The organism is Novibacillus thermophilus (assembly GCF_002005165.1).
Taxonomy (GTDB): domain Bacteria; phylum Bacillota; class Bacilli; order Thermoactinomycetales; family Novibacillaceae; genus Novibacillus; species Novibacillus thermophilus.
The window spans coordinates 2,246,683-2,265,557 of sequence record NZ_CP019699.1 but is presented as its reverse complement, the minus strand read 5'-3'; the positions used below and the strand labels follow the sequence as shown (position 1 = coordinate 2,265,557).

Genomic DNA, 18,875 nt, shown 5'->3' with positions numbered 1-18,875 from the left:
TAGCTTGCCTTGAGTTCGGCAAGTGTTGGCTTACGTCAGGTGGTTTTCTTTTGGCGACATGTTGAGCAGTTCTAAAATTTTTTCCGGTTGTAGCCCTTGTACCGCTTCCCCGTCCACGACAGTCACAGGGACGCCGAGAAAACCCATTTTCTTTACTTCCTCGAGGTACTCGGGATTGGTGCTGCAATTGCGGTTTTCGTACTCTATCTGGTAATCCTTCAAAAATTTTTTCAAGACGTTGCACTCAATGCAGTGCGGCCTGGAGTAGACGATGACTTTGTGCAATGATTCACCTTCTTCCCTTATTTTATTCCCATTATACCAAAAAGGGAATAGGACAATAACAGCCTCCCATAAGCTGTAGAGAAACGTTTGCGAGGTGATGGTGACCGTGAGACTAGTGAGGGAAACGGAAGTCCACCGGGATCTGTACGACATCATCCCATACAGTTACGGCATTCTGGAACCGGGTGAATGGTATTGGTTCACGTATCAGTATCCGCCGCAAAAAGAAAAATCGCAGCGCGAAAGCGTGCCTGATCAAGACGAGACTGGACGCATAGGGCCGGCCATTCGCGTGACATTTCGAGCCCGCCCTCCATCGCGGCGTTAATTGTGAACGGCCGGTCACAAGGCGATGTTTACATTTGCAGTTGTCGTTTGAACCAGCCGACGTCTGTGACCGGCTCCTGGCAGGCGTAGTTTTCACACACGTAAGCGGTCGCCTGGCCTTGTCGCATGCGTTGTCCTTTTACACTCGGCGCGATCGCTTCAATGGCTCTGCCAGCCTCACCGGGGGGATGGAACACGAGCAGGTCGCCCGGTACGTACGCCTGTTGCGCTGCAGTGAGCATGTCTTCTGCGGCAGGGGACCCCCGCTCTCCGGCAATGACGACCATTCGCATCGGCCCCGCAGCAAGCTGCACAGCCGTTAAGAAAAAGGCAGTCGCAGTGGGGACGCGTCGGACCTCCTCGGCAAACGCCTGCACCTGTTGTTCCGCTTTTTTTTGCAGCGTGGCACTGCCGGTCAAGTGGGCCAGGCGTACTAGGTTGTACGCGGCGACAGAGTTGCCCGACGGTATGGCGCCGTCGTGTATCTCTTTCGGCCGTGCCAGCAGCGCTTCACTGTCTCGAGCGGTGAAAAAGCAGCCGCCTTGTGCGTCATCCCAGAACAAGCGCAGCATCTCTTCATTCAAGCGAACGGCTTCCCGCAGATACGTCACGTTCCACGTCGCTTCGTACAGTTCGTGCAAGCCCCAGACGAGGAAAGCGTAGTCGTCGAGGTAAGCGGGGTGAGCCGCTTCCCCGTCCCGGTACCGGGCAAGCAGTCGGCCGTCGTCCTGACGCAGCCGTGTGAGCAAGAAGCGAGCCGCCTTTTCTGCGGCCTCCCTGTAAGCCGTGTTCTGTAACACTTTTGCCCCTTTCGCCAGCGCGGCAATCATCAGGCCGTTCCACGAGGTGAGGATTTTGTCGTCCTTGTGCGGATGGATGCGCTGCTCGCGGTGTCGGAACAGTTTCTCCCGGGCGTCGTGCAACCGGTTTTGCCACATTTCTGCTGACATTCCGGCGGAAGTCGCAAAGGCCTCCAACGACCGCCCGATGAGATTCGGAATGCTCTTCCCTTCGAAATTTCCTCCTTCTGTGATGCCGTAGTAGTCACACACGAGCTCTCCTGTATCGGGGCCGAGCACTTGCTTCACCTCATCCGGCGTCCACACGTAAAATTTCCCCTCAACCCCTTCAGAATCGGCGTCTTCCGCTGAGAAAAAACCGCCTTTTGAGTCTGTCATATCCCGAAGCACGTACGTGAAAATTTGTTCCGCTACTTCTCTGTACAGGTGTTTGTGTGTCACTTGGTACGCTTCCAAGTATGTGTACGCCAGCATGGCGTTGTCGTACAGCATTTTTTCAAAGTGGGGTACGAGCCATTTCTCGTCTGTCGCATAGCGGGAGAACCCGAACCCGATATGGTCGTACATCCCACCGCGGTACATGCCGTCGAGGGTCTTTTCCGCCATGTCGAGGGCTCGTTTCTCGCCCGTCTGCTTATAGTACCGAAGCAAAAAGATCACGTTGTGCGGCGAGGGGAACTTCGGTTCCGGTCCGAACCCGCCGTACGTTTCGTCAAACTGCGCGTCGTATTGCCGGTACGCCTCGTGCAGCACTTCTGGATCGAGGTCGCCGTACGCCTGCACGTCAAAGTGCGGAACGACCGCATTCGCTATTTGATTCCCGGTCCGTTGGACGCTGTCCCGCTCTTGACGCCATTTCTCCGCGATCTGTTCTAAAATGTCCAAGAGGCCCGCCCGACCCCACTTGCTCTCTTTGGGAAAGTACGTACCGGCGAAAATCGGCTTTTGGTCCGGTGTCAAGATGACGGTGAGCGGCCAGCCGCCCTGCCCTGTCATCAACTGGCAAACCGTCATATACACGTGGTCAATGTCCGGTCGCTCTTCCCGGTCTACTTTGACCGCAATGTAATCGCGGTTCAGCCGTTCCGCTACTTCGTCGTCCTCAAACGACTCCCGTTCCATGACGTGGCACCAGTGGCAAGTGGAATAACCGATGGAGAGGAAGATGAGCTTGTCCTCGTTTTCGGCTCTCTCGAACGCTTCTTCACCCCACGGATACCAATCGACAGGGTTGTCGGCGTGTTGCAGAAGGTAGGGAGATTTTTCATGGATTAAACGATTCGGTTCTCGCACTCGATCACTCCTTTGTAAGGTTAAGCACCCCATGCTGTCCCAAGAGGACGTTTTTACATGATCAGTCACGATATTTCCACCCGTCCCGGTTTCGTCCGGCAGGGGGACAACACCTTTCGCTAGCTTTTAAAAGGAGATTGTTGAGCGGGACGGGCATGACATCCCGCTCGACAAGTTCGATGTCCTCTCCTTCCATCTTACGCCATGCAACGTGTGACCATCAGAATAACCTAGCTGCCGATCCCTTCAGCAGAAAGTAGCGTCTTGTCGCCAGTAGTTTAGCCTTAAAGTAAAAATATGATGTCACATGTATAAACCAACGAAGTTTACAAAGTATAAAGGGAGAGAGGACACGTCTCTCACCACAAGCGACTACTCAAGGAGGTTTTCTTCTATGGCACAACAACAGAATCAACAGCAGTTGCAGCAGGCAGTTCAAGCGGCTCAACAAGCCCAACAGGCCGTGCAACAAGCACAGCAAAGTGCGAACCCTCAACAGTTGCAACAAGCCCAACAGCAGTTGCAACAGGCGCAACAGCAACTGCAACAAGCACAGCAAGGGGCGCAAGCCAATACGCAGCAACAACAACAGATTCAACAGGCCGAACAGCAGTTGCAACAAGCCCAGCAACAATTGCAGCAGGCCCAAAATCAACAGAACAAATTCCAGTAGTGTTCAAAGAGGAAAGTCGACGTTGAGACTTTCCTCTTTTTATCGGCCATTCGTTCGCCTGACACACATTATCCGTATGCTATGTAATATGTCATGCAGAATGGTGCTTAAATTGCTTGGACTCATAATCTGTATGCTTTGGGAAAACCTATGAGTGATTGAACATGCGGAGGTTCTGTACGATGGAAAAGCAAACGTATTACGTTTCGGTTGCCTCAGGTGACATTCTGAACGACAAAACCGATTCTCCCTACGAATTTGAAATCGAAGCGAGCGAGGACGACATTAAAAGACTGCAAGACATGTTTAACCACAAAGATAAAGCCGACTGGGGGACGTTTGTCCTTTCCCACATTCCGATTGTGCCGTACCACCAACTGGACAAAGAAAACGACGACTACGACGCCAACATGTACGCCATTTACAAACTGATATACGAATTGGGCACACCGGAGACTAAGCGGGAAATGGAAAGGCAGGGGATTGTCTTCTGAAATTAGAGTGAACACCTTATATCGTGAATAAAGCTATCGGTTAAAGCTTCTTGATACCCGGCTGCTTGCAACCGCTTCATCTCGCTGGCAACGGGTAACAGTTCCGGGTGGGTAATCCGCTCTAATTTTTTTAAACGATCCTGGCCAACCTTTTTTTGCGGCTTGGTGCTTCTGTAATTCTCCACATCCATGCGCCAAAATTGAATGTGTTCCCGATAGCGGTCTTTCAGGTTTTGCGCCATTCTAAGTCCTTCCGGATCGTAATCACCGGAATAATAAAGTACAACATTATGTCGCGTTATCCGGTCCAGCAGTAACCAAGTCGCTAATTTAAACTGCCCGTGCGTACATACAATCGGCGCTTCCGGACACGCATCGAGTATGGCTGAATACACTCCGGAATTTTCCACGATCCACACATGACGTCCCCTGTACGGGTAAATGCTCACGGTTTTGACTAGTTCCCGCACCGGAACGTGCCAAACGGTGTAAGACAATGCCGCTTCGCGCCACACCGGATGAACCCCTCTGGCCGTTTCTGCCAACAGACCCGCACACGTGACAAAGTTGTGCAAATCATCCCGCAAAAGCCCTGCGTACTGTAACAAATCGTTCATTTCCTCACTTCCGTTCGGCATGCGCACTGCTTCGCCTTCCTTCCGCGCCCGGTGAACGGCGAGGGCGTGAAGGAACAGTCTTCCTTGTTCCCCTTGTACATCAAATGCATGGGGGTTACCAGTCACGCGTTGGGCAAAAAGCGGCAGCCGCTCGGCCTCTCCTTTCCCAGGCAATTGGGACATGGCCTTGGCAACACACGCGATCATCTTTTGCAACCGGTCGCGGTTCTCCCGTTCGAGATTGTAAATAAATCGTGCATCGGCAGGCTTTTGTAACACATGAACGATCCACTCGACAATGGCGGGATACATGTCAGCGCATTTGGCGAAAAAGGCGCGAACCTCTGCTCGCTCTTGTTCCCGTTTCATTTTATTTGACATGAGCCGTTCGCCGAAATACGTCTCCAACAGCTCGTGCAATGCCACACCTTCGAAACGTGTCTTTTGCAGCTGCTGTTCAAACCCTTTTAAACGCACCATGTCCTTTTCGACGAACGTGTCGTAAGAGGTGCCGTAAAAATTGGCGATGGACCGCAATTCCGCTTCAGTGAACTGCGACAGTTTAACGGAACCGCCGACACGCCCAAGAGATTCGCATTTCTTTTTAAACAGACGAAACAACCGATCGAATCCTGGTTCTTCACGAAAAAAACGAACAGCTTCCTCAACGGAAGACAGCTCTGTCATCCAAGACACCTGCCTGTCCACCTACTGTGTTGCCGCTATTTCTCTTTTTGCCGCATCCATTTCGGTCTGCGGCACGTACTGTCTCTCACGTCCGTCCCAATAGTAGTGAATGACGGTAACGTAATCCGCATTTTTCGGCCGCACGAGCTCGCAAATAGAGAGTTCGCTCACAGTGTCATAGTCGCCCCAAAGCGCTTGGGAATTCATGATGTAGTTAAAGTCGAGCTCCTCCAGTACTTTGAACATATCCCGAATGTTATTCTCGTCTACGCCGGCAAACGCTTCATCCAACGAAATAATGTAAGGCGCCGCGTCATCGGCTTCTCTGTAACGCGAGTAAGCAGCGGCAAAAAGGGGAATGTACATCGCCATCGCCTTTTCCCCTCCGCTGAACTTGTAAAACGCGTTGTTCGTCAGCTCTCGCTTCGGTTCATTCTCCCGCTTGTAATGCAAAATGAACGAAAACCACTTGCGGTAATCGAGCACATCTTTAAGCACCTGGTGCAATGTATGGCCGACCCTGCTTTCATCGGCCAACGCCTTGGCCCGGTCGATCTTGGAGCGGAAATGGCGGGTAACGCTGTCCAAGTCCGAGTCTTTTAACAGCCGGGGATTCATGCGCAACAGCTCGACTAAATCCTTCGTGTCCAATTCTTCCTCCGCCTCCGCCGTCCGCGGTTTCCACTGTATCGAAAACGTCAACCCGGAGGAATTGTCGCGCTTGAGCATTAAACTGTTCATCTCTTTCACCCATCGTTCGGCACGCTGAATGCGGCTGCGCAACATGTTGCCGACAGAGTTCAAAATGATTTCTTCGTACAGCTCGCGATCCTGTTCTTTTAAATACTCCTTGTTGCGGGTCATTTCGTCCTCAACAGCCCGTTTGACAAAATACGGACTGACCCGCTGCCCTTGGTAGTCTAACTCAATGTAATTGCGGGAAGTCAACTGCTTCCACCGTTCAAGCATATGTTTGTGTTCGTCTTTCCAGTCGTCTCTGTCCATCCACTCCGGCTGTTTCACCCGCTCTTCATACTCGGATAAGCGGTATTCCATCAAGCTCGGCTGTTCGCTGTAAAAAGCCTTCGTCAGCCATTCGCTCACTTTCGCCCGTTCATGTTGCGCGTAAAACGGAGCCAACGTCTTTTTCACGGCTGCCGCCTGGTCCCACGCATCTTCAGCCGGTTTAACGTCCACGAAACCCGTCGAGACTTCTTTCTTGTAAGCGTCTAGCCATGAACAGCTCAATTTTTTCCAAAAGTCCCGTTCTCTGTCCAAAGTGGCCAAGTTGTTGTCGGTCTGTTCCAAAGCGACCTCCGCTTCCGGAAGTTCGCGCCGTTTCGACTCCAACTCTGATTTAATACTTTCCAGGCGCTGTTGAACCTCGCTAATTTGCCTGCGGATGTCGTCCGCCCCCATCTGCTCGATCTGCTTGCGCACACTGTCGAGGTGCATGCCGGTTCGCTGTTTCCGGTCAGTGAGTTCGTTCAGCTCTCCCTTCAACCCGTCGACTTCTTCCGCCTGCTGTTCAATGAGTTCCTTGAGATGTTCGATATGTTGCACAACGTTTGCTCGCCGCAACTCTTCGTTGCCTAACTCGCTGAGGATTTTTTCGTATTGCCGCATGGCCGCCAGCGCATCGTGAAACGCTTCTCTCGTGAGTGGAAAGGGGATGTCAGCCGTCTCTTTCTCAACCGCCCGCTTTAACGTCTTGTACTCCCGGTCCACCGCTTTTAACCGCTCGTCCATCTGCTCCCGCTGGCGCGTTTTCTGTTCAACGGCCAACTGTGTTTGGCGTATGTGTTCAAAGCTCGTGTGTAAATCGGAATCCTCGGGAAAACAGTCCAGCGCTTTCCTCACGTTTGCGACAGTCGCTTCCAACGCGTCAATCGCACCCTCGACACCGGCTTTTTCTGTTTGTAAGGAAGCGATCGCTTCTTCGGCTTCACGTATTTTATCACGGCGGTAGCGCTCCCGCGCCGTGCGCCCGATGAAACGCACCTTTTGCTCCGGCGGTGCATGACCTTTAATAAGCCCGTGCGAATACTCCCCGTTTTCGTCAAGGGAAATGCCGTCAGTAACGGCTTCATCCGCTATGAGTACACTGCGCAGCACTTGATCGACTCGTTCGGCTGAGATCGGGGACGCATCGTCAACGTCGGGCTGCAAATAGTCTGCCAGAGAATGGGCCATCACATTCGGTGCGGGCTGAAGGACTTTGTCGTGTATAACCTTTAGTTCATTCTCGGCGATTAACGCGTCAAGCAGTCCCATTTGTTTCAAAGCCGATTCAATGCGCTCTCTCTGAGCATCGTTCACGTGTTCCTGAAACTCGACCGCCGCGTAAAAGGGCAGGAACGCCACCCCGGCCGCTTTCAGCTTTTCCCGGGATTGCCGCGTCGCCTCATGGACGTCCGGCTCAGGATCTTTCATTGAACGCCAGACGTGTAACGTTTCTTCCCACTCTTTGATTTGCCGCTCCAGCTCGTTCCGTTCGTGCTTTTTCTGCGCGATGTCCGTGTGCAGCCTTTCGCGGTACGACTGGGCCTCGTCAAACAAGGGGCGACGGACGTCTTCGTAGGCGTGGGACTCGTACAAACCGTAAAGCGCCCGCAACGCCTGTTGCATCGCTTCGTCGGATAAAGGCAAAAAAGCGTGAGTCTTGGCCCAACGGTGAATCGCATCCTCCAGTGTGCCCCGCTCCTCTTCAAAAACGTTCCGCCACTCTTGTTCTTCATGGCGCAGCTGGTCAATCTCCTTCATCACGTCGGCGTAATCTTTACTTAATTCCCGGTAGCGATCTTTTACACTTTCATAGTCTTGCAGCAAGTCTAACACGTGTCGGAGTGTATCGTAATGACGGTTGGCCTCCTGCTTCCAAATCGAGAAGTCAAATACCCTCCCCTCCTCGCGGCGGGCGTAGTCCGCCACGTTCATTTCATGTCGGTCGAACCCGGCGTCTGCGGCATGGACGGCCAGGTCTTCCAGTTTCTCCTCGATGCTGCGTTCGATTTCGTCCTGCTCGCTTTCTTTTCTCTCTTGTTCGTCGCGGTATTTAAGCTCGCGGCGCCTTTGCTCGTCCAGCTGCCTCTCTTTTTTTTCCACGTCCCGTTGTAGAGTACGCCATTGGCTTTCCAGGTTTTCCCTTTCCCCTTCGAGATTCCACACGTCGTGATTGTACAGCCGTGTTTGTTCTTGTTCCGCCACTTCCCTGTCTTGCTCCAGCCCCTGAATGCCCCCTTTCAGCCGTTCAATGGTTTGCGAGAGTTCAGCGTGCTTTGCTTTCAACTGTTCGTAGCGCCCTTCTGCTTGTTCCCATTTGTGTCGTGCGTGGACTGCTTCCGACGCTTTTTCTGCCAACATGTATTGGTTGTACGTATGATAAGCGTCCGTCAGTTTTTTGAGCGCCCGGTCTTCGCGTTCCAACTGTTCCAGTTGCTGTTTCGTTTGATCCATATGTTCAATTGTGTCCGACAAGGGGCGCAAGTCGTCATCCGAAAGGGGCGGCAAAGCCGCTTCGAGAATTTCGTAAATGACGGTCGGTTTAAAATCTTTGGAGAGCTTTGGACTGCGCAATTGAATCAACAGTTTGATCAGGTCTTCGTAATGTTCCTGTGACGCGAAGCCGAAAATGTGTTTATTGACGAGCTGCATGTACTCGCTTTGCGTCCGAACGACAACACCGCCGTCTGCAATCCGGTTGACCAGTTCGACGCGGGAAAGGGGGACTTTGCGCGTTTCCCCGCCGTGGCGTTCTGTTTTGTAAAGGTTGAAGTCGTATCCGATGCGACGGTTGTCGAATATGACAAACCCCCAAAAATCCATGTTCTTGTGCCGTTTAGCCTGAAGACCGATACCCGTCGTCACGTACTGATCCGTCTTCGTACGCTTGTATTCGATAAAAAGGTAGCCGGTGCGTTCATCGCGGTCGACGACATCTTTTTCTCCGAGCAAGTAATCTTCCATTCTCCTTGCCTTGGACCCGAACGGATCGAGCCGGTCCGGCGATTTTTTTCCGTCTAGCAACACGGGAATAAAACTTTGCATCGTCACCGACTTCCCGGAACCGTTGTTGCCGCGCAACAGCAGTTTGCCGTTTGAGAATTGGAAAATTTCTTCGTCGTAATACCAAAAGTTGAGGAGTCCTGCCCGGTTTAGCATCCACTTATTCACGTGTGTCATCCTGCTTGGCCTCCTGCCATTTATCGTAATAGTCGGACGGGTAATCGCCTGTCACGCGTCCTGCTAACGGCCGGATCACAATCATGCCCGTATCCCCTTCAGTGTGAAGCATTTCCCATTCGGCCATGACGGCGATGAGTTCGTCGGCGATTGCCTCCTCCGTCGCTTCGCGGTACTGTTTGCTCCAGCCGTGGGAAAACCGGGTTTTCAACTCTCTCACCCGGTCGTGAAATTCTCCGGGAGTGAGGTGAATCTCTCCCATTTCGTTCGGCGGGTGTGTCTTTCTCTTTTCGCGCAGCACTTTCGCCAGCTGCAACACGAGGTCGTGAATCGCCCTCTGGCCGGGAAACAGTGTAAACACACTTTTATTCTCCGGTATGGTGAGCATCGCCGCGTTTTTGAAGATCTCTAAGCGAAACGGGGTGTGGGATTCGAGGTCATCCCGCAGCCTCCGCTGCATGTTGCGAATGTAGTAAAAGTCCGGGTCATCGTTCCCTTTACGGTAAACGACTGGAGAGAACATCAATTGCCGGTACACCCGCTTGCGCCTCTCACCATCCCGCTGTTGATCCCACTCGGCCTGCAAAATGTCCTCCACGCTTTCGTATTGAAACAAATCCTTCGGATAAGAACGCATGAAGTAGCGGGAATAGACGGTCACTTCGTACAAAACTTCCTGTTCTTCGTCCAGGGCAAATCGGTCCGTCTCCCCGTCGATGGTCTCCAGCAAGTGATAGTCCGTCAGAAAGCGAATCACGCGCACTAGCGACTTGCGATGCTCGTAGTTCGTCCAGTCGATTCCAAGTTCTCCTGGATACATGCCCTGAATGTCTTCACAAATCGTTGAGAGCAAAAATTGTTCATCTACTGCTTTTTCTTCCAAAAAGGCGAGGGCACAGCAAAGGATGGCGTAATCCATCGGTTTTTGAAAGGAGCTGATGCCCATCCACGGTTTCGGTTCGACAGGCGTCTTCTCCATTTTTATAAAATAGCGGTGCACGATGAGACGAAATCCGAATTTGTCTTCGATGTAGCGGGTGAGTACTTTTTCCCGCTCCCGAATGAGCTGGTATCCTTCCGGATCGTGATCCCGCAACACCCAGAAACGTTCAAACAGCAAGCTCAGCGCTTCCCGGGCTTTCTCGTCAAAAAGATCGCGCTCCATTAACCGACCTCCCGTTCTTCAAGAAAGCGGATCGTCGCATCAGGCATGACTAACACGCCGTCTTTTGCCCGCAACCGGATGGACGGCTGATCGAGATGGAGCGTCACCTGGATTTTATGTCCCAACTCAGTTTGAATAATTCCATCTTTTTTCGCCATAGATTTCCCGATCCACCCCAACAAACGTTTGCGGACATGCACCTCCACGACCGGCAGCATTTTGAGCCGGATGACGTCACCGTCGATATACTGTTCCAAGATGCCGCGTTCCCGTTCACGTTCTTCGAGATAGGCCTTACGCGCCGCTTCTTTTTTCTCCCGGTTCTCTTTCACGGCACCGGGACGGGTCTTTTCAGCGTAATGGCGGATTCTCGGCCGAATGAGCACGTCTACCGGCTGTTCTTCCCACACGTCGGTGTACAGATCTTCCGACGGAATGTGGTCGCTGAACAGATGGCGAGTGTGGAATACACCGAAAACGACGGACGACAGCGCATGCGCTTCTCGCACATCTTCCAGCTCTGAAAACCACCGGGCCAAGTGTACATAGTCCTTTTTGCGGCTGCGAAAGTTGTGCGACCGCTCGCCCAGCCGCTGTACGACCCGTGTCACCCGCCGGATCGTTTCATTCGTCCTCAGCTGCAACAGGTGGAATTCACTGTCGTGATGACTGCTGCCGAGAAACCATCTTTTCAAGCTTTCCCATTTTTCAATGTGATCGGTTATCAGCTCATCTTCTGTTATGGACATATCTTCAAAGCGGGGGACAAAGAGGCGGTGGCGGACTACTTTGACGATGAACGGGTGAAGCTGGGAGACTGTCACTGATTCGAGCAACGCCTGTATTTTCAGCGCCGTCTGCTGCAGCGATATGATAAAGTCGCGCAAATAGGCCGTAAACTGATCTTTGTAGGCCAGAAACGCTTCCGTTTTCATGCGTTCTTCCACTTGCTCGCTGTTAATGTAGGCGATGTAGTCGGACGTGTTTTGCACGATAGAACGAAAGTAATTGAATACGTCGTCCCACAGTTGCGCGCACTCCTCGTCTTTTTCCCGGATACCTCCTTCAGTGCGCACGAGTTCTTCCACTTCTTGCAATGACTGATACAGCCGGTCAAACTGCGTACGTTCCAACGAACCGCCGAAACTGTCTCCGATCCGCTCCAACTTCTCAAGCATCCGCTCAATCTCGACCGTATACGGGGTACACTGATAGCGGAAACGTTTTTTCTTAAATTCCTCGATACTCCTGGCGTTGCTCAATTCCTGACGTGCCACGAGATTTTTCCAGTTGACGAGTTGTGCCAAATCTTGGTGCAGCTGTTCCTCTGTGTAATCGTAAAATTCCGGCAGGCGCTTTAAATAAGCGTAAATTTCTTCCGGAAACAAAAATTCCTGCATCCGCTCGTGCTGTATGTAAAAATAGCGCAAAATTGTCCGGTAACTCCACGTGCGTTCGGCGTTCAAGTATGCCGTTTCCTGCACCCTCTTAAACAGGGACGACTCCAACCGCATGTCCATTCACCTCAACCCTATAGTAGCACAAACAGGCATACTATTTTATCGGATATCACAAATCAGAATTGATTTGTACTTTCCTATAATGTCAGGCGTAGAAAATGTTTTATAAAACGCTCACGTATTTTCTAAATATTCCCTAAAATGAAACCGTCATCTTAAATGAGCTTCACAACACAGTCGCCCCATGTCTCTCCACCCCAACGCAACGTTAGGCGGTCTCCGTCTGACACAGGCCCCACGCCTGCCGGTGTCCCCGTATAGATGACATCTCCCCCGCCCAAGCCGACGTGTGCGGCGATAAATTCGACGATCGTCTGCAAGTCGAACAACATCTCACCTATACGCCCAGTCTGCACGGTTTTTCCGTTCTTGAGCAAGACAAATTCGGTCTTCAGACATTGAGCGGTGCCGGGGAAAGGCCGGAAGTCCGTTATGAGAGCGGAACGGGGAAACCCTTTCGCCAGGAGCCACGGCTGTCCTTTCTTTTTCAACTCCCTCTGCACATCCCGCAGTGTGAAATCTACACCGAGGGCCATGCCGTCCACTACATCGTCGACCGCCATTCCCGTTTCAAAAGCGCGGCCGATGTGAACGACGAATTCCACTTCAAAGTGTACGTCCCCCCAATCTCCCGGCAGCGTGATTTCCCTTCCGTCGGCTTTGACGAGTGCATGGGTCGGTTTGGAAAAAATGACCGGAGTGTCAGGAACGTCATTCCCCAGTTCCTCCGCGTGCAGTCGGTAATTTCTCCCGACACAGTAAATGTTGCGAATCGGTTGCATGCTTTTCCTCTTTCTTTCGTTGATAACTTTGATTAAGCTCGTTTGACTGAACTAGAGCACGTTGATCGATATGCATCTAATCGGCATTCCACGGTCCCCGGCATGAACGCTCACATTAAAAAGAGACTCCCTTGTGATAAGGAGCCTTTGCGTGTCGCCGGGATGGTCTTCCTTATGTTCAACCGATACTGGTACCCTATGGACTACTTCGATTCCGTCAACGTGTAGAGATAGGCCAGCTTCCGCTCCAAGTCACTTAAAATCTCGCGCCCGTCTTCACGTGTAATGAGACCGGCCCGTACCGCGAAGTCTATCTCACGCGATAGCCCAAACATCTGGGTGTCCAGCACTTCTTCGTAGAGCGGACACGACGGAATGGTCAAATTGTCGAGCTGTACCGCGATCAGTCGGTGGATTTTGTCGGCATCTTCTTGAAGAAGTTTTAACGCCAACCGATATCGGTCGTCTGTCTTAACGGCTGTTTCCAATGAACAATCCCCCATCCCACAGATCGCTCGTCAACACGCCCTATCTGTTCAACTCGTTAACCCAAGTGTACCACGAACAAAGGCGTATTGCAAAAAAATCCACATTAAAAAATACTCAATTCCCATTCCCGCGCAATGTCTTCCAGCAGTTTCACACCGGCTACGCTGTTGCCCCGCTTGTTCAGGGCAGGTCCGACCACACCGATGCCCATGCGGTTTGGAACGGAAGCCATGATCGCTCCGGACACACCACTTTTAGCCGGAATGCCGACACGAATGGCAAACTCCCCCGACTCATCGTACATGCCACAAGTCACCATAAACGTCTTCACCAGGCGGGCAATGTCCGGGGGGACAACTTGTCTCCCTTCTGCATTTCTCCCGAATTGAGCGAGACAGAGGCCTATTTTCGCCAGATCTTCGCACGTCACGACAATGGCGCACTGGCGAAAGTACAAATCCAGCACTTCCTCCACATCTTCTATCATGCCATGTTCTTTTAGAAAGTAGGCGAGCGCTCGATTGCGATCTCCGTACGCCGCTTCCGATTCGTACACTTCTCGGCTGTACGAGATGTCGGGATTTCCGGACATCACCCGTACGAGATCCATAATCCGTTCCAACCGGTCTTCCACACTCTTTCCGACAATCATGGAACTGACGGCAATGGCGCCTGCATTAATCATCGGATTGAGGGGCTTTGCCTCCCGGCGCACCTCCAACTTGTAGATGGAATTGAACGGATCGCCAGTCGGCTCCATGCCGACGCGGCTAAAGACTGCCTCTTCCCCCAGATCCATTAACGCCAGTATGAGCGTCATCACTTTAGATACGCTCTGCATCGTCATCTGCGTACTGCAGTCGCCTGCCGACACCACGTCACCGTCAGCTGTCGCGACGGTAGCACCGAGCGTGTTCACTGATGCTTTTCGCAATTCGGGTATGTAGTCAGCCACCTCCCCTTGTACGGCAATGGCGCGGTTTTTTTCAATGTACCGTTGTAACGTCTTCTGCATGCCTTCCCACCTCACTCAATAGCATGACCTTGTCGGGTCATCACCATGCGTGAGGTTGCACCGTACGGCCAGAATCTGCAGCGTAATACTTCTTTTGATCCGTGACCACGCGTTCGTCTACCCTTGCAGCTCTTCTAACAGGACCTTGACCTCTTCATTGTCGGGATCTAATTCCCTCGCCTGCAAAAGATGTGACTTCGCCCGTTCCGTCTCACCGCTTCCCGCGTATAAAACTGCCAGGTTGTAATGGGCTTCCGGCATGTTGGGTTCCAACTCCAACGCCGTTTTCCACGAAGATTCGGCGTCCTTGAGCCGCCCTGTTTTGCTGTACACATACCCGAGGTAAAAGTGGTGGAACGCGTTTTCCGGCTCCATCTTCACGAGTTTCTCGTAAATCGGGAGCGCTTCTGTCACGTTGTCTTCCTGGATGTACTGCTGTCCCTTCCAAGTGAGGTAGTCCGTCCCCTCTCTCCCTTCTGCGTACCCGTAAGACGCCGTGAAGAGTAGCAGTGCAGCCAGAACCGTTCCGGCTGCCGCCCGCCACACCCACTGGATTCGTTTCAGCGGTAAACTCACCAAGGCTGCGGCAAAGTAACCGCCGACTAACCCGCCGATATGACCGTAGTTGTCAATGTTCGGAATGACGAATCCGAGGGTCAGGTTTAAACCGAGGAAAAACAGGATGTCCCGCCCCATCGTCCGGAAAAACAACTTCGGATAGTGCTGGCCGAACACGAGCAGAGCTCCGAAACATCCAAAAATGGCCCCGGAAGCGCCGGCAGACAAATTGTCTGTAAAAGCGAAGCTGGCGACAGTTCCACTGATGCCGGCCAGCATGAAGATGAGGAAAAACCGCTTGCTGCCAAAGATCCTTTCCACGGCTGTTCCCAGAAAATAGAGAGCAATCATGTTGAATAAGAAGTGCCAACTGCCCAAATGCAGAAATATCGGGGTGATCAGTCGCCACCATTCCCCTTCGATGATCAATCCGTTGCTTTTGGCACCGTAGCGAAGGAGAGTATCCAGATTTTGTACGCCACCGTCCATCAAAACGACGCCATAGACAATCGTACTGACGATTAAAAAAGCGTACGTCAAGATCGGCCTGCCATAGCGAAAGACGGACAGCACCTCTTTTTCCCGCTTTCGTTCCAGTTCCTGAATGTCCTTGCGGATCTCTTCTGCATCCAGAGAATCAGACGACTCTTGGGCAATCTGGGCCAAATCAGAAGGTGTCATGTCCCACTTCTCTAACACGTCCAACCATCCATACCACGCTTCCTGCGCCACACTCAAAAACAGAGGGTGGAGGGAAAACCCGTGGTGACGCGGCGTCGCGCTGGCAAGGGCCGCACGCTCTACCATGTCGTCTGACGGACTTTCCGGCAGAACGTACACGTTAATGACGTCCAGTTGAGGCCCGAGACGTCTCGTCAGTTGGCGAAGTCGCCGCTGACTTTCCTGCACGTCGCGTTCCACAACCTGTGCCCAGTAAATGTCCAGCGGCACTAAGCGCATGTACAAGACGCGCTTACGGCGCTCCAATATTAAGTGGATCGCGGTCTTCAGCGCTTGACCTCCATTTTCACGCTGCTCCGGTGTTTCGATGTGAAAGACCGAAAACTGGTAGTCACGCACTAACTTGCGAGCCAACAACCATGTCGATGTATGTAATGACGGCTGCATGAACCAATCTCCTCATCGCGACCTTTGTCCTCCTAATCATAGCAAATGCATCAACCCCACACCACCTTTTGTCGCCATTTCTGCACACGGACAAATACCTAGCCATATATTGAATGGTAACCGTTCAACTAACGTATATACGGAGGGTCTGTCGATATGAGAACGTACATCGTGCAACCCGGAGACACCCTGTACACAATTGCTCAAAGGTTCGGGGTCTCCATTCAAGATATTGCGAACGCCAACAACCTCACCAATCTCAACTTTCTACTGCCAGGGCAAGTCTTGCGCATACCAGTCGCAGAACCGCAACCCGGTGTTCCCCGCCGGCCGATCGGACCGTTGCCGATCCCCATCCTGCGCCGCGGGTCCGTCGACGCTGCTGTCGTTCTCCTCCAATTGCGGCTCCAGCTGTTAGGCTATTACCGCGGGGATTTGGACGGCATTTTCGGTGCGAGGACGGAGCGTGCCGTGCGCCGTTTTCAACGCGCAACCGATTTGCCTGTCAACGGCATTGTCGACGCCCAAGTGTGGACGCGTCTCTTAAGTCCCGATGCCCCAGGAAGGGAACAGGATTAAAAAGAAGGCAGCTTTTACAACAATACTAGTGCCGCAGCAGTACGGTCCATCTCCCAATGCCATTCGAAGGAACAGGACGCCTGTTTACTTCATTTATCAGGACAGCTCAATCGTCAGGCCAATTAAAAACACCCTCTATGCGTCGCATGAGGGTGTCGGCATCTGGCCTCTGGCATTTTTACAAACGGACGACGTTTGCCGCTTGCGGTCCGCGGTTTCCTTCAACCACATCGAAAGACACTTCTTCGTTTTCTTCTAACGTCTTGAAACCTTCGCCTTCGATGGCAGAGTAGTGGACGAAAACGTCACCGCCGTCTTCTTTCTGGATAAAGCCGTAGCCTTTCTCCGAGTTAAACCATTTGACTGTCCCTTTCATGTCTTGCGCCTCCTCTGGCATCTTGATTAAAAAGCGGAACACGAATCAGCCATGTGACACAGGAGCCACAAGATCATGCATTCGTCATTCACGTGCTTTTTAAACGATCGTGCCATAAAATTTTTGCTTCTTCACTATACCAAACGGCCAGGCGGGAGTCAACTGTGCTGTAAAGTTTTGAGTTCGTTTTCCACGTACGCGCGAACGTCTTCGGCTGTTCCCAGCTCAAGGGCTCTTTCAGCGAGGCGCTTCATCTCTGACTGTTTTAACTGTTTCAACTGCTTGCGCGCCGGCAAAATCGAAATGGCGCTCATGCTGAACTCGTCCAAACCGAGGCCGAGCAAGAGGGGAATGGCGAGAGGGTCCCCCGCCATTTCGCCGCACATGCCCGCCCATTTGCCCTTGGCGTGGGCGGCGTCGATCACGTGTTTAATTAAGCGCAGAAGGGCCGGATGGAACGGCTGGTACAAGTGACTGACGCGTTCGTTCATGCGGTCAGCGGCCATCGTATACTGGATGAGATCGTTCGTGCCGATGCTGAAGAAGTCGGCCTCCTCGGCCAAGGCGTCGGCCATCACGGCTGCAGCGGGAACTTCAATCATGATGCCGACTTCCATATTTTCGTTAAAGTCCGCCCCCTTCTCCCGCAGTTCCGCCCGCGTTTCGTCCAACAGGCGGTTCGCAGCCCGCAGTTCCTCCAGCGTGGCGACCATTGGATACATCATTTTGATGTTGCCGAACGCACTCGCCCGCAGTACGGCCCTGAGCTGCGTTTTAAACAATTCTGGACGGTCCAGGCACATCCGGATGGCGCGATACCCGAGGAACGGGTTGAGTTCATCGGGTAAATCTAAATACGGCAGCTCCTTGTCTCCCCCGATGTCCAACGTGCGGATGACGACAGGGTGTTCGCCGAATGTCTCCGCCACGTGTTTGTACGCCTCGAACTGCTCTTCCTCGGTGGGAAGATCCGTTCGGTCCATGTAGAGGAACTCCGTGCGAAACAGACCGATCCCTTCGGCGCCGTTCTCTTTCGCCAGTTGCGCATCGTGGGGGGAACCGATATTCGCTGCCAGTTCAACTCGCGCGTGATCGGCCGTCACACTCGGCTCTGACACGAGGCGTTTCAGCGCTTTTTTTTCCGCCTCGTACCGCTCCTGCCGCTTTCGGTAGTCGTCTAACTCCGCTTCGGTCGGATTGACAATGACCTTTCCCTCGATACCGTCGACAATGACCGTTTCTCCTTGCTGTATTTCGGAAACAAGCGTCTTTAATCCGACTACCGCCGGAATTTCCAGCGTTCGGGCCATGATTGCCGAATGGGACGTGCGACCGCCAATGTTCGTCGTAAAGCCGAGCACCTTGCTTTTATCCATTTGCGCAGTGTCGGAGGGAGTCAAATCGTGGGCGACGACGACGGACGGATCGTCCATCTCCGCCAGCGACCGCGGCTCCACTCCCAACAGAATGTGTACCAAGCGAGAACCGACATCTCGAATATCTGCTGCCCGTTCGCGCATGTACTCCATGTCCATCTGTTCAAACATCGCCACAAATTGCTCGATGACGTCATGCACGGCCTTGGCCGCGTCCAGCCGCTCTTCCTTTATTTTTTGTTCAACGCTACCCAAAAGTTCAGGATCGTCCAACACCATCAAATGGGCTTCGAAAATGGCCGCCTTGTCTTCTCCCATCGTTTGTTTCGCCTTTTCACGCAGAGCGTCGACTTGGGTTTTTGCTTTATCCACGGCTCCCCTGAACCGGTTCAGTTGTTCTTCGGGATTGTCCACCTTTTCCGTCGGAAAGTCCAGTTCAACCTCTTGCACGACCCAGGCCGGGCCAATGGCAATGCCGGGTGATGCTGCGATGCCCGTTCTCATCTCGTTCGCTCTACCTCCATTCGTT

Annotated in this window: 17 protein-coding genes; 4 read left to right on the top strand and 13 right to left on the bottom strand. The window is 52.6% G+C overall.

The features are described 5' to 3' along the window. Positions 1 to 30: 30 nt before the first annotated feature. Positions 31 to 285: a glutaredoxin family protein gene (locus tag B0W44_RS18595; RefSeq protein ID WP_228441032.1), complete on the bottom strand. Its 255-nt coding sequence runs from the start codon at positions 283 to 285 to the stop codon at positions 31 to 33. A 106-nt stretch (positions 286 to 391) separates the two neighbouring features. Here B0W44_RS18595 and B0W44_RS17790 point away from each other — a divergent pair, with 106 nt between their 5' ends. Beyond that, entirely contained in the window at positions 392 to 613 is a 222-nt protein-coding gene (locus tag B0W44_RS17790) for a hypothetical protein (protein ID WP_149026988.1), read from the top strand. Positions 614 to 641: 28 nt separating this feature from the next. Here the strand turns inward: B0W44_RS17790 and B0W44_RS11045 are convergent, their stop codons facing one another. Further along, positions 642 to 2,738 (bottom strand): thioredoxin domain-containing protein, encoded by a 2,097-nt coding sequence (locus B0W44_RS11045; RefSeq protein ID WP_077721359.1) that lies wholly within the window; start codon positions 2,736 to 2,738, stop codon positions 642 to 644. 28 nt (positions 2,739 to 2,766) lie between these two features. Beyond that, on the bottom strand, positions 2,767 to 2,901 hold the full coding sequence (locus B0W44_RS18920; RefSeq protein ID WP_257788047.1) for a hypothetical protein: 135 nt from the start codon (positions 2,899 to 2,901) through the stop codon (positions 2,767 to 2,769). Positions 2,902 to 3,099: 198 nt separating this feature from the next. Between B0W44_RS18920 and B0W44_RS11040 the strand changes: the two genes are divergently transcribed. Both B0W44_RS11040 and B0W44_RS11035 read left to right on the top strand, forming a co-directional pair. Beyond that, positions 3,100 to 3,378: a hypothetical protein gene (locus tag B0W44_RS11040; RefSeq protein ID WP_077720080.1), complete on the top strand. Its 279-nt coding sequence runs from the start codon at positions 3,100 to 3,102 to the stop codon at positions 3,376 to 3,378. A gap of 182 nt (positions 3,379 to 3,560) precedes the next feature. Further along, positions 3,561 to 3,872, top strand: coding sequence for a hypothetical protein (locus B0W44_RS11035; RefSeq protein WP_077720079.1), 312 nt, complete (start codon positions 3,561 to 3,563; stop codon positions 3,870 to 3,872). A gap of 2 nt (positions 3,873 to 3,874) precedes the next feature. Here the strand turns inward: B0W44_RS11035 and B0W44_RS11030 are convergent, their stop codons facing one another. The 8 genes from B0W44_RS11030 to B0W44_RS10995 all read right to left on the bottom strand — a co-directional run bounded on the left by B0W44_RS11030 (position 3,875) and on the right by B0W44_RS10995 (position 16,015). Continuing rightward, positions 3,875 to 5,176, bottom strand: a complete 1,302-nt coding sequence (locus B0W44_RS11030; protein WP_077720078.1) for a TIGR02679 family protein — start codon at positions 5,174 to 5,176, stop codon at positions 3,875 to 3,877. A 21-nt stretch (positions 5,177 to 5,197) separates the two neighbouring features. Continuing rightward, positions 5,198 to 9,358 carry a TIGR02680 family protein gene (locus tag B0W44_RS11025; protein WP_077720077.1) on the bottom strand — a complete coding sequence of 1,387 codons (4,161 nt, stop codon included), beginning with the start codon at positions 9,356 to 9,358 and terminating at the stop codon, positions 5,198 to 5,200. After that, positions 9,342 to 10,523 carry a TIGR02678 family protein gene (locus B0W44_RS11020; RefSeq protein ID WP_077720076.1) on the bottom strand — a complete coding sequence of 394 codons (1,182 nt, stop codon included), beginning with the start codon at positions 10,521 to 10,523 and terminating at the stop codon, positions 9,342 to 9,344. Before B0W44_RS11020 ends, B0W44_RS11025 begins: the two co-directional genes overlap by 17 nt. Next, positions 10,523 to 12,043, bottom strand: a complete 1,521-nt coding sequence (locus B0W44_RS11015) for a TIGR02677 family protein (RefSeq protein ID WP_228441026.1) — start codon at positions 12,041 to 12,043, stop codon at positions 10,523 to 10,525. The genes B0W44_RS11020 and B0W44_RS11015 overlap by 1 nt, the downstream gene beginning before the upstream one ends. Before the next feature lie 155 nt (positions 12,044 to 12,198). Further along, positions 12,199 to 12,825 carry a fumarylacetoacetate hydrolase family protein gene (locus B0W44_RS11010; RefSeq protein ID WP_077720075.1) on the bottom strand — a complete coding sequence of 209 codons (627 nt, stop codon included), beginning with the start codon at positions 12,823 to 12,825 and terminating at the stop codon, positions 12,199 to 12,201. A 203-nt stretch (positions 12,826 to 13,028) separates the two neighbouring features. Beyond that, complete coding sequence (locus B0W44_RS11005) at positions 13,029 to 13,328, bottom strand: Fpa/YlaN family protein (RefSeq protein WP_077720074.1); 300 nt, start codon at positions 13,326 to 13,328, stop codon at positions 13,029 to 13,031. 89 nt (positions 13,329 to 13,417) lie between these two features. After that, positions 13,418 to 14,329, bottom strand: coding sequence for a glutaminase A (glsA, locus tag B0W44_RS11000; RefSeq protein ID WP_077720073.1), 912 nt, complete (start codon positions 14,327 to 14,329; stop codon positions 13,418 to 13,420). A gap of 117 nt (positions 14,330 to 14,446) precedes the next feature. Further along, positions 14,447 to 16,015: a rhomboid family intramembrane serine protease gene (locus B0W44_RS10995; RefSeq protein WP_077720072.1), complete on the bottom strand. Its 1,569-nt coding sequence runs from the start codon at positions 16,013 to 16,015 to the stop codon at positions 14,447 to 14,449. A gap of 156 nt (positions 16,016 to 16,171) precedes the next feature. Here B0W44_RS10995 and B0W44_RS10990 point away from each other — a divergent pair, with 156 nt between their 5' ends. Continuing rightward, positions 16,172 to 16,594 carry a PGRP and LysM peptidoglycan-binding domain-containing protein gene (locus B0W44_RS10990; RefSeq protein WP_077720071.1) on the top strand — a complete coding sequence of 141 codons (423 nt, stop codon included), beginning with the start codon at positions 16,172 to 16,174 and terminating at the stop codon, positions 16,592 to 16,594. Between the two features lie 178 nt (positions 16,595 to 16,772). On the opposite strand, the gene B0W44_RS10985 is transcribed toward B0W44_RS10990, so the two are convergent. Then, positions 16,773 to 16,970 (bottom strand): cold shock domain-containing protein, encoded by a 198-nt coding sequence (locus B0W44_RS10985; RefSeq protein ID WP_077720070.1) that lies wholly within the window; start codon positions 16,968 to 16,970, stop codon positions 16,773 to 16,775. 158 nt (positions 16,971 to 17,128) lie between these two features. Further along, positions 17,129 to 18,850, bottom strand: a complete 1,722-nt coding sequence (gene ptsP / locus B0W44_RS10980) for a phosphoenolpyruvate--protein phosphotransferase (protein ID WP_077720069.1) — start codon at positions 18,848 to 18,850, stop codon at positions 17,129 to 17,131. Positions 18,851 to 18,875 lie beyond the last annotated feature (25 nt).

Coding starts and splice junctions, on each gene's coding strand:
- B0W44_RS11045 (WP_077721359.1), bottom strand. CDS start 2,738: ATGGGGTGCTTAACCTTACAAAGGAGTGATCGAGTGCGAGAACCGAAT.
- B0W44_RS18920 (WP_257788047.1), bottom strand. CDS start 2,901: ATGGAAGGAGAGGACATCGAACTTGTCGAGCGGGATGTCATGCCCGTC.
- B0W44_RS11040 (WP_077720080.1), top strand. CDS start 3,100: ATGGCACAACAACAGAATCAACAGCAGTTGCAGCAGGCAGTTCAAGCG.
- B0W44_RS11035 (WP_077720079.1), top strand. CDS start 3,561: ATGGAAAAGCAAACGTATTACGTTTCGGTTGCCTCAGGTGACATTCTG.
- B0W44_RS11030 (WP_077720078.1), bottom strand. CDS start 5,176: ATGACAGAGCTGTCTTCCGTTGAGGAAGCTGTTCGTTTTTTTCGTGAA.
- B0W44_RS11025 (WP_077720077.1), bottom strand. CDS start 9,358: ATGACACACGTGAATAAGTGGATGCTAAACCGGGCAGGACTCCTCAAC.
- B0W44_RS11020 (WP_077720076.1), bottom strand. CDS start 10,523: ATGGAGCGCGATCTTTTTGACGAGAAAGCCCGGGAAGCGCTGAGCTTG.
- B0W44_RS11015 (WP_228441026.1), bottom strand. CDS start 12,043: ATGGACATGCGGTTGGAGTCGTCCCTGTTTAAGAGGGTGCAGGAAACG.
- B0W44_RS11010 (WP_077720075.1), bottom strand. CDS start 12,825: ATGCAACCGATTCGCAACATTTACTGTGTCGGGAGAAATTACCGACTG.
- B0W44_RS11005 (WP_077720074.1), bottom strand. CDS start 13,328: ATGGGGGATTGTTCATTGGAAACAGCCGTTAAGACAGACGACCGATAT.
- glsA (WP_077720073.1), bottom strand. CDS start 14,329: ATGCAGAAGACGTTACAACGGTACATTGAAAAAAACCGCGCCATTGCC.
- B0W44_RS10995 (WP_077720072.1), bottom strand. CDS start 16,015: ATGCAGCCGTCATTACATACATCGACATGGTTGTTGGCTCGCAAGTTA.
- B0W44_RS10990 (WP_077720071.1), top strand. CDS start 16,172: ATGAGAACGTACATCGTGCAACCCGGAGACACCCTGTACACAATTGCT.
- B0W44_RS10985 (WP_077720070.1), bottom strand. CDS start 16,970: ATGAAAGGGACAGTCAAATGGTTTAACTCGGAGAAAGGCTACGGCTTT.
- ptsP (WP_077720069.1), bottom strand. CDS start 18,850: ATGAGAACGGGCATCGCAGCATCACCCGGCATTGCCATTGGCCCGGCC.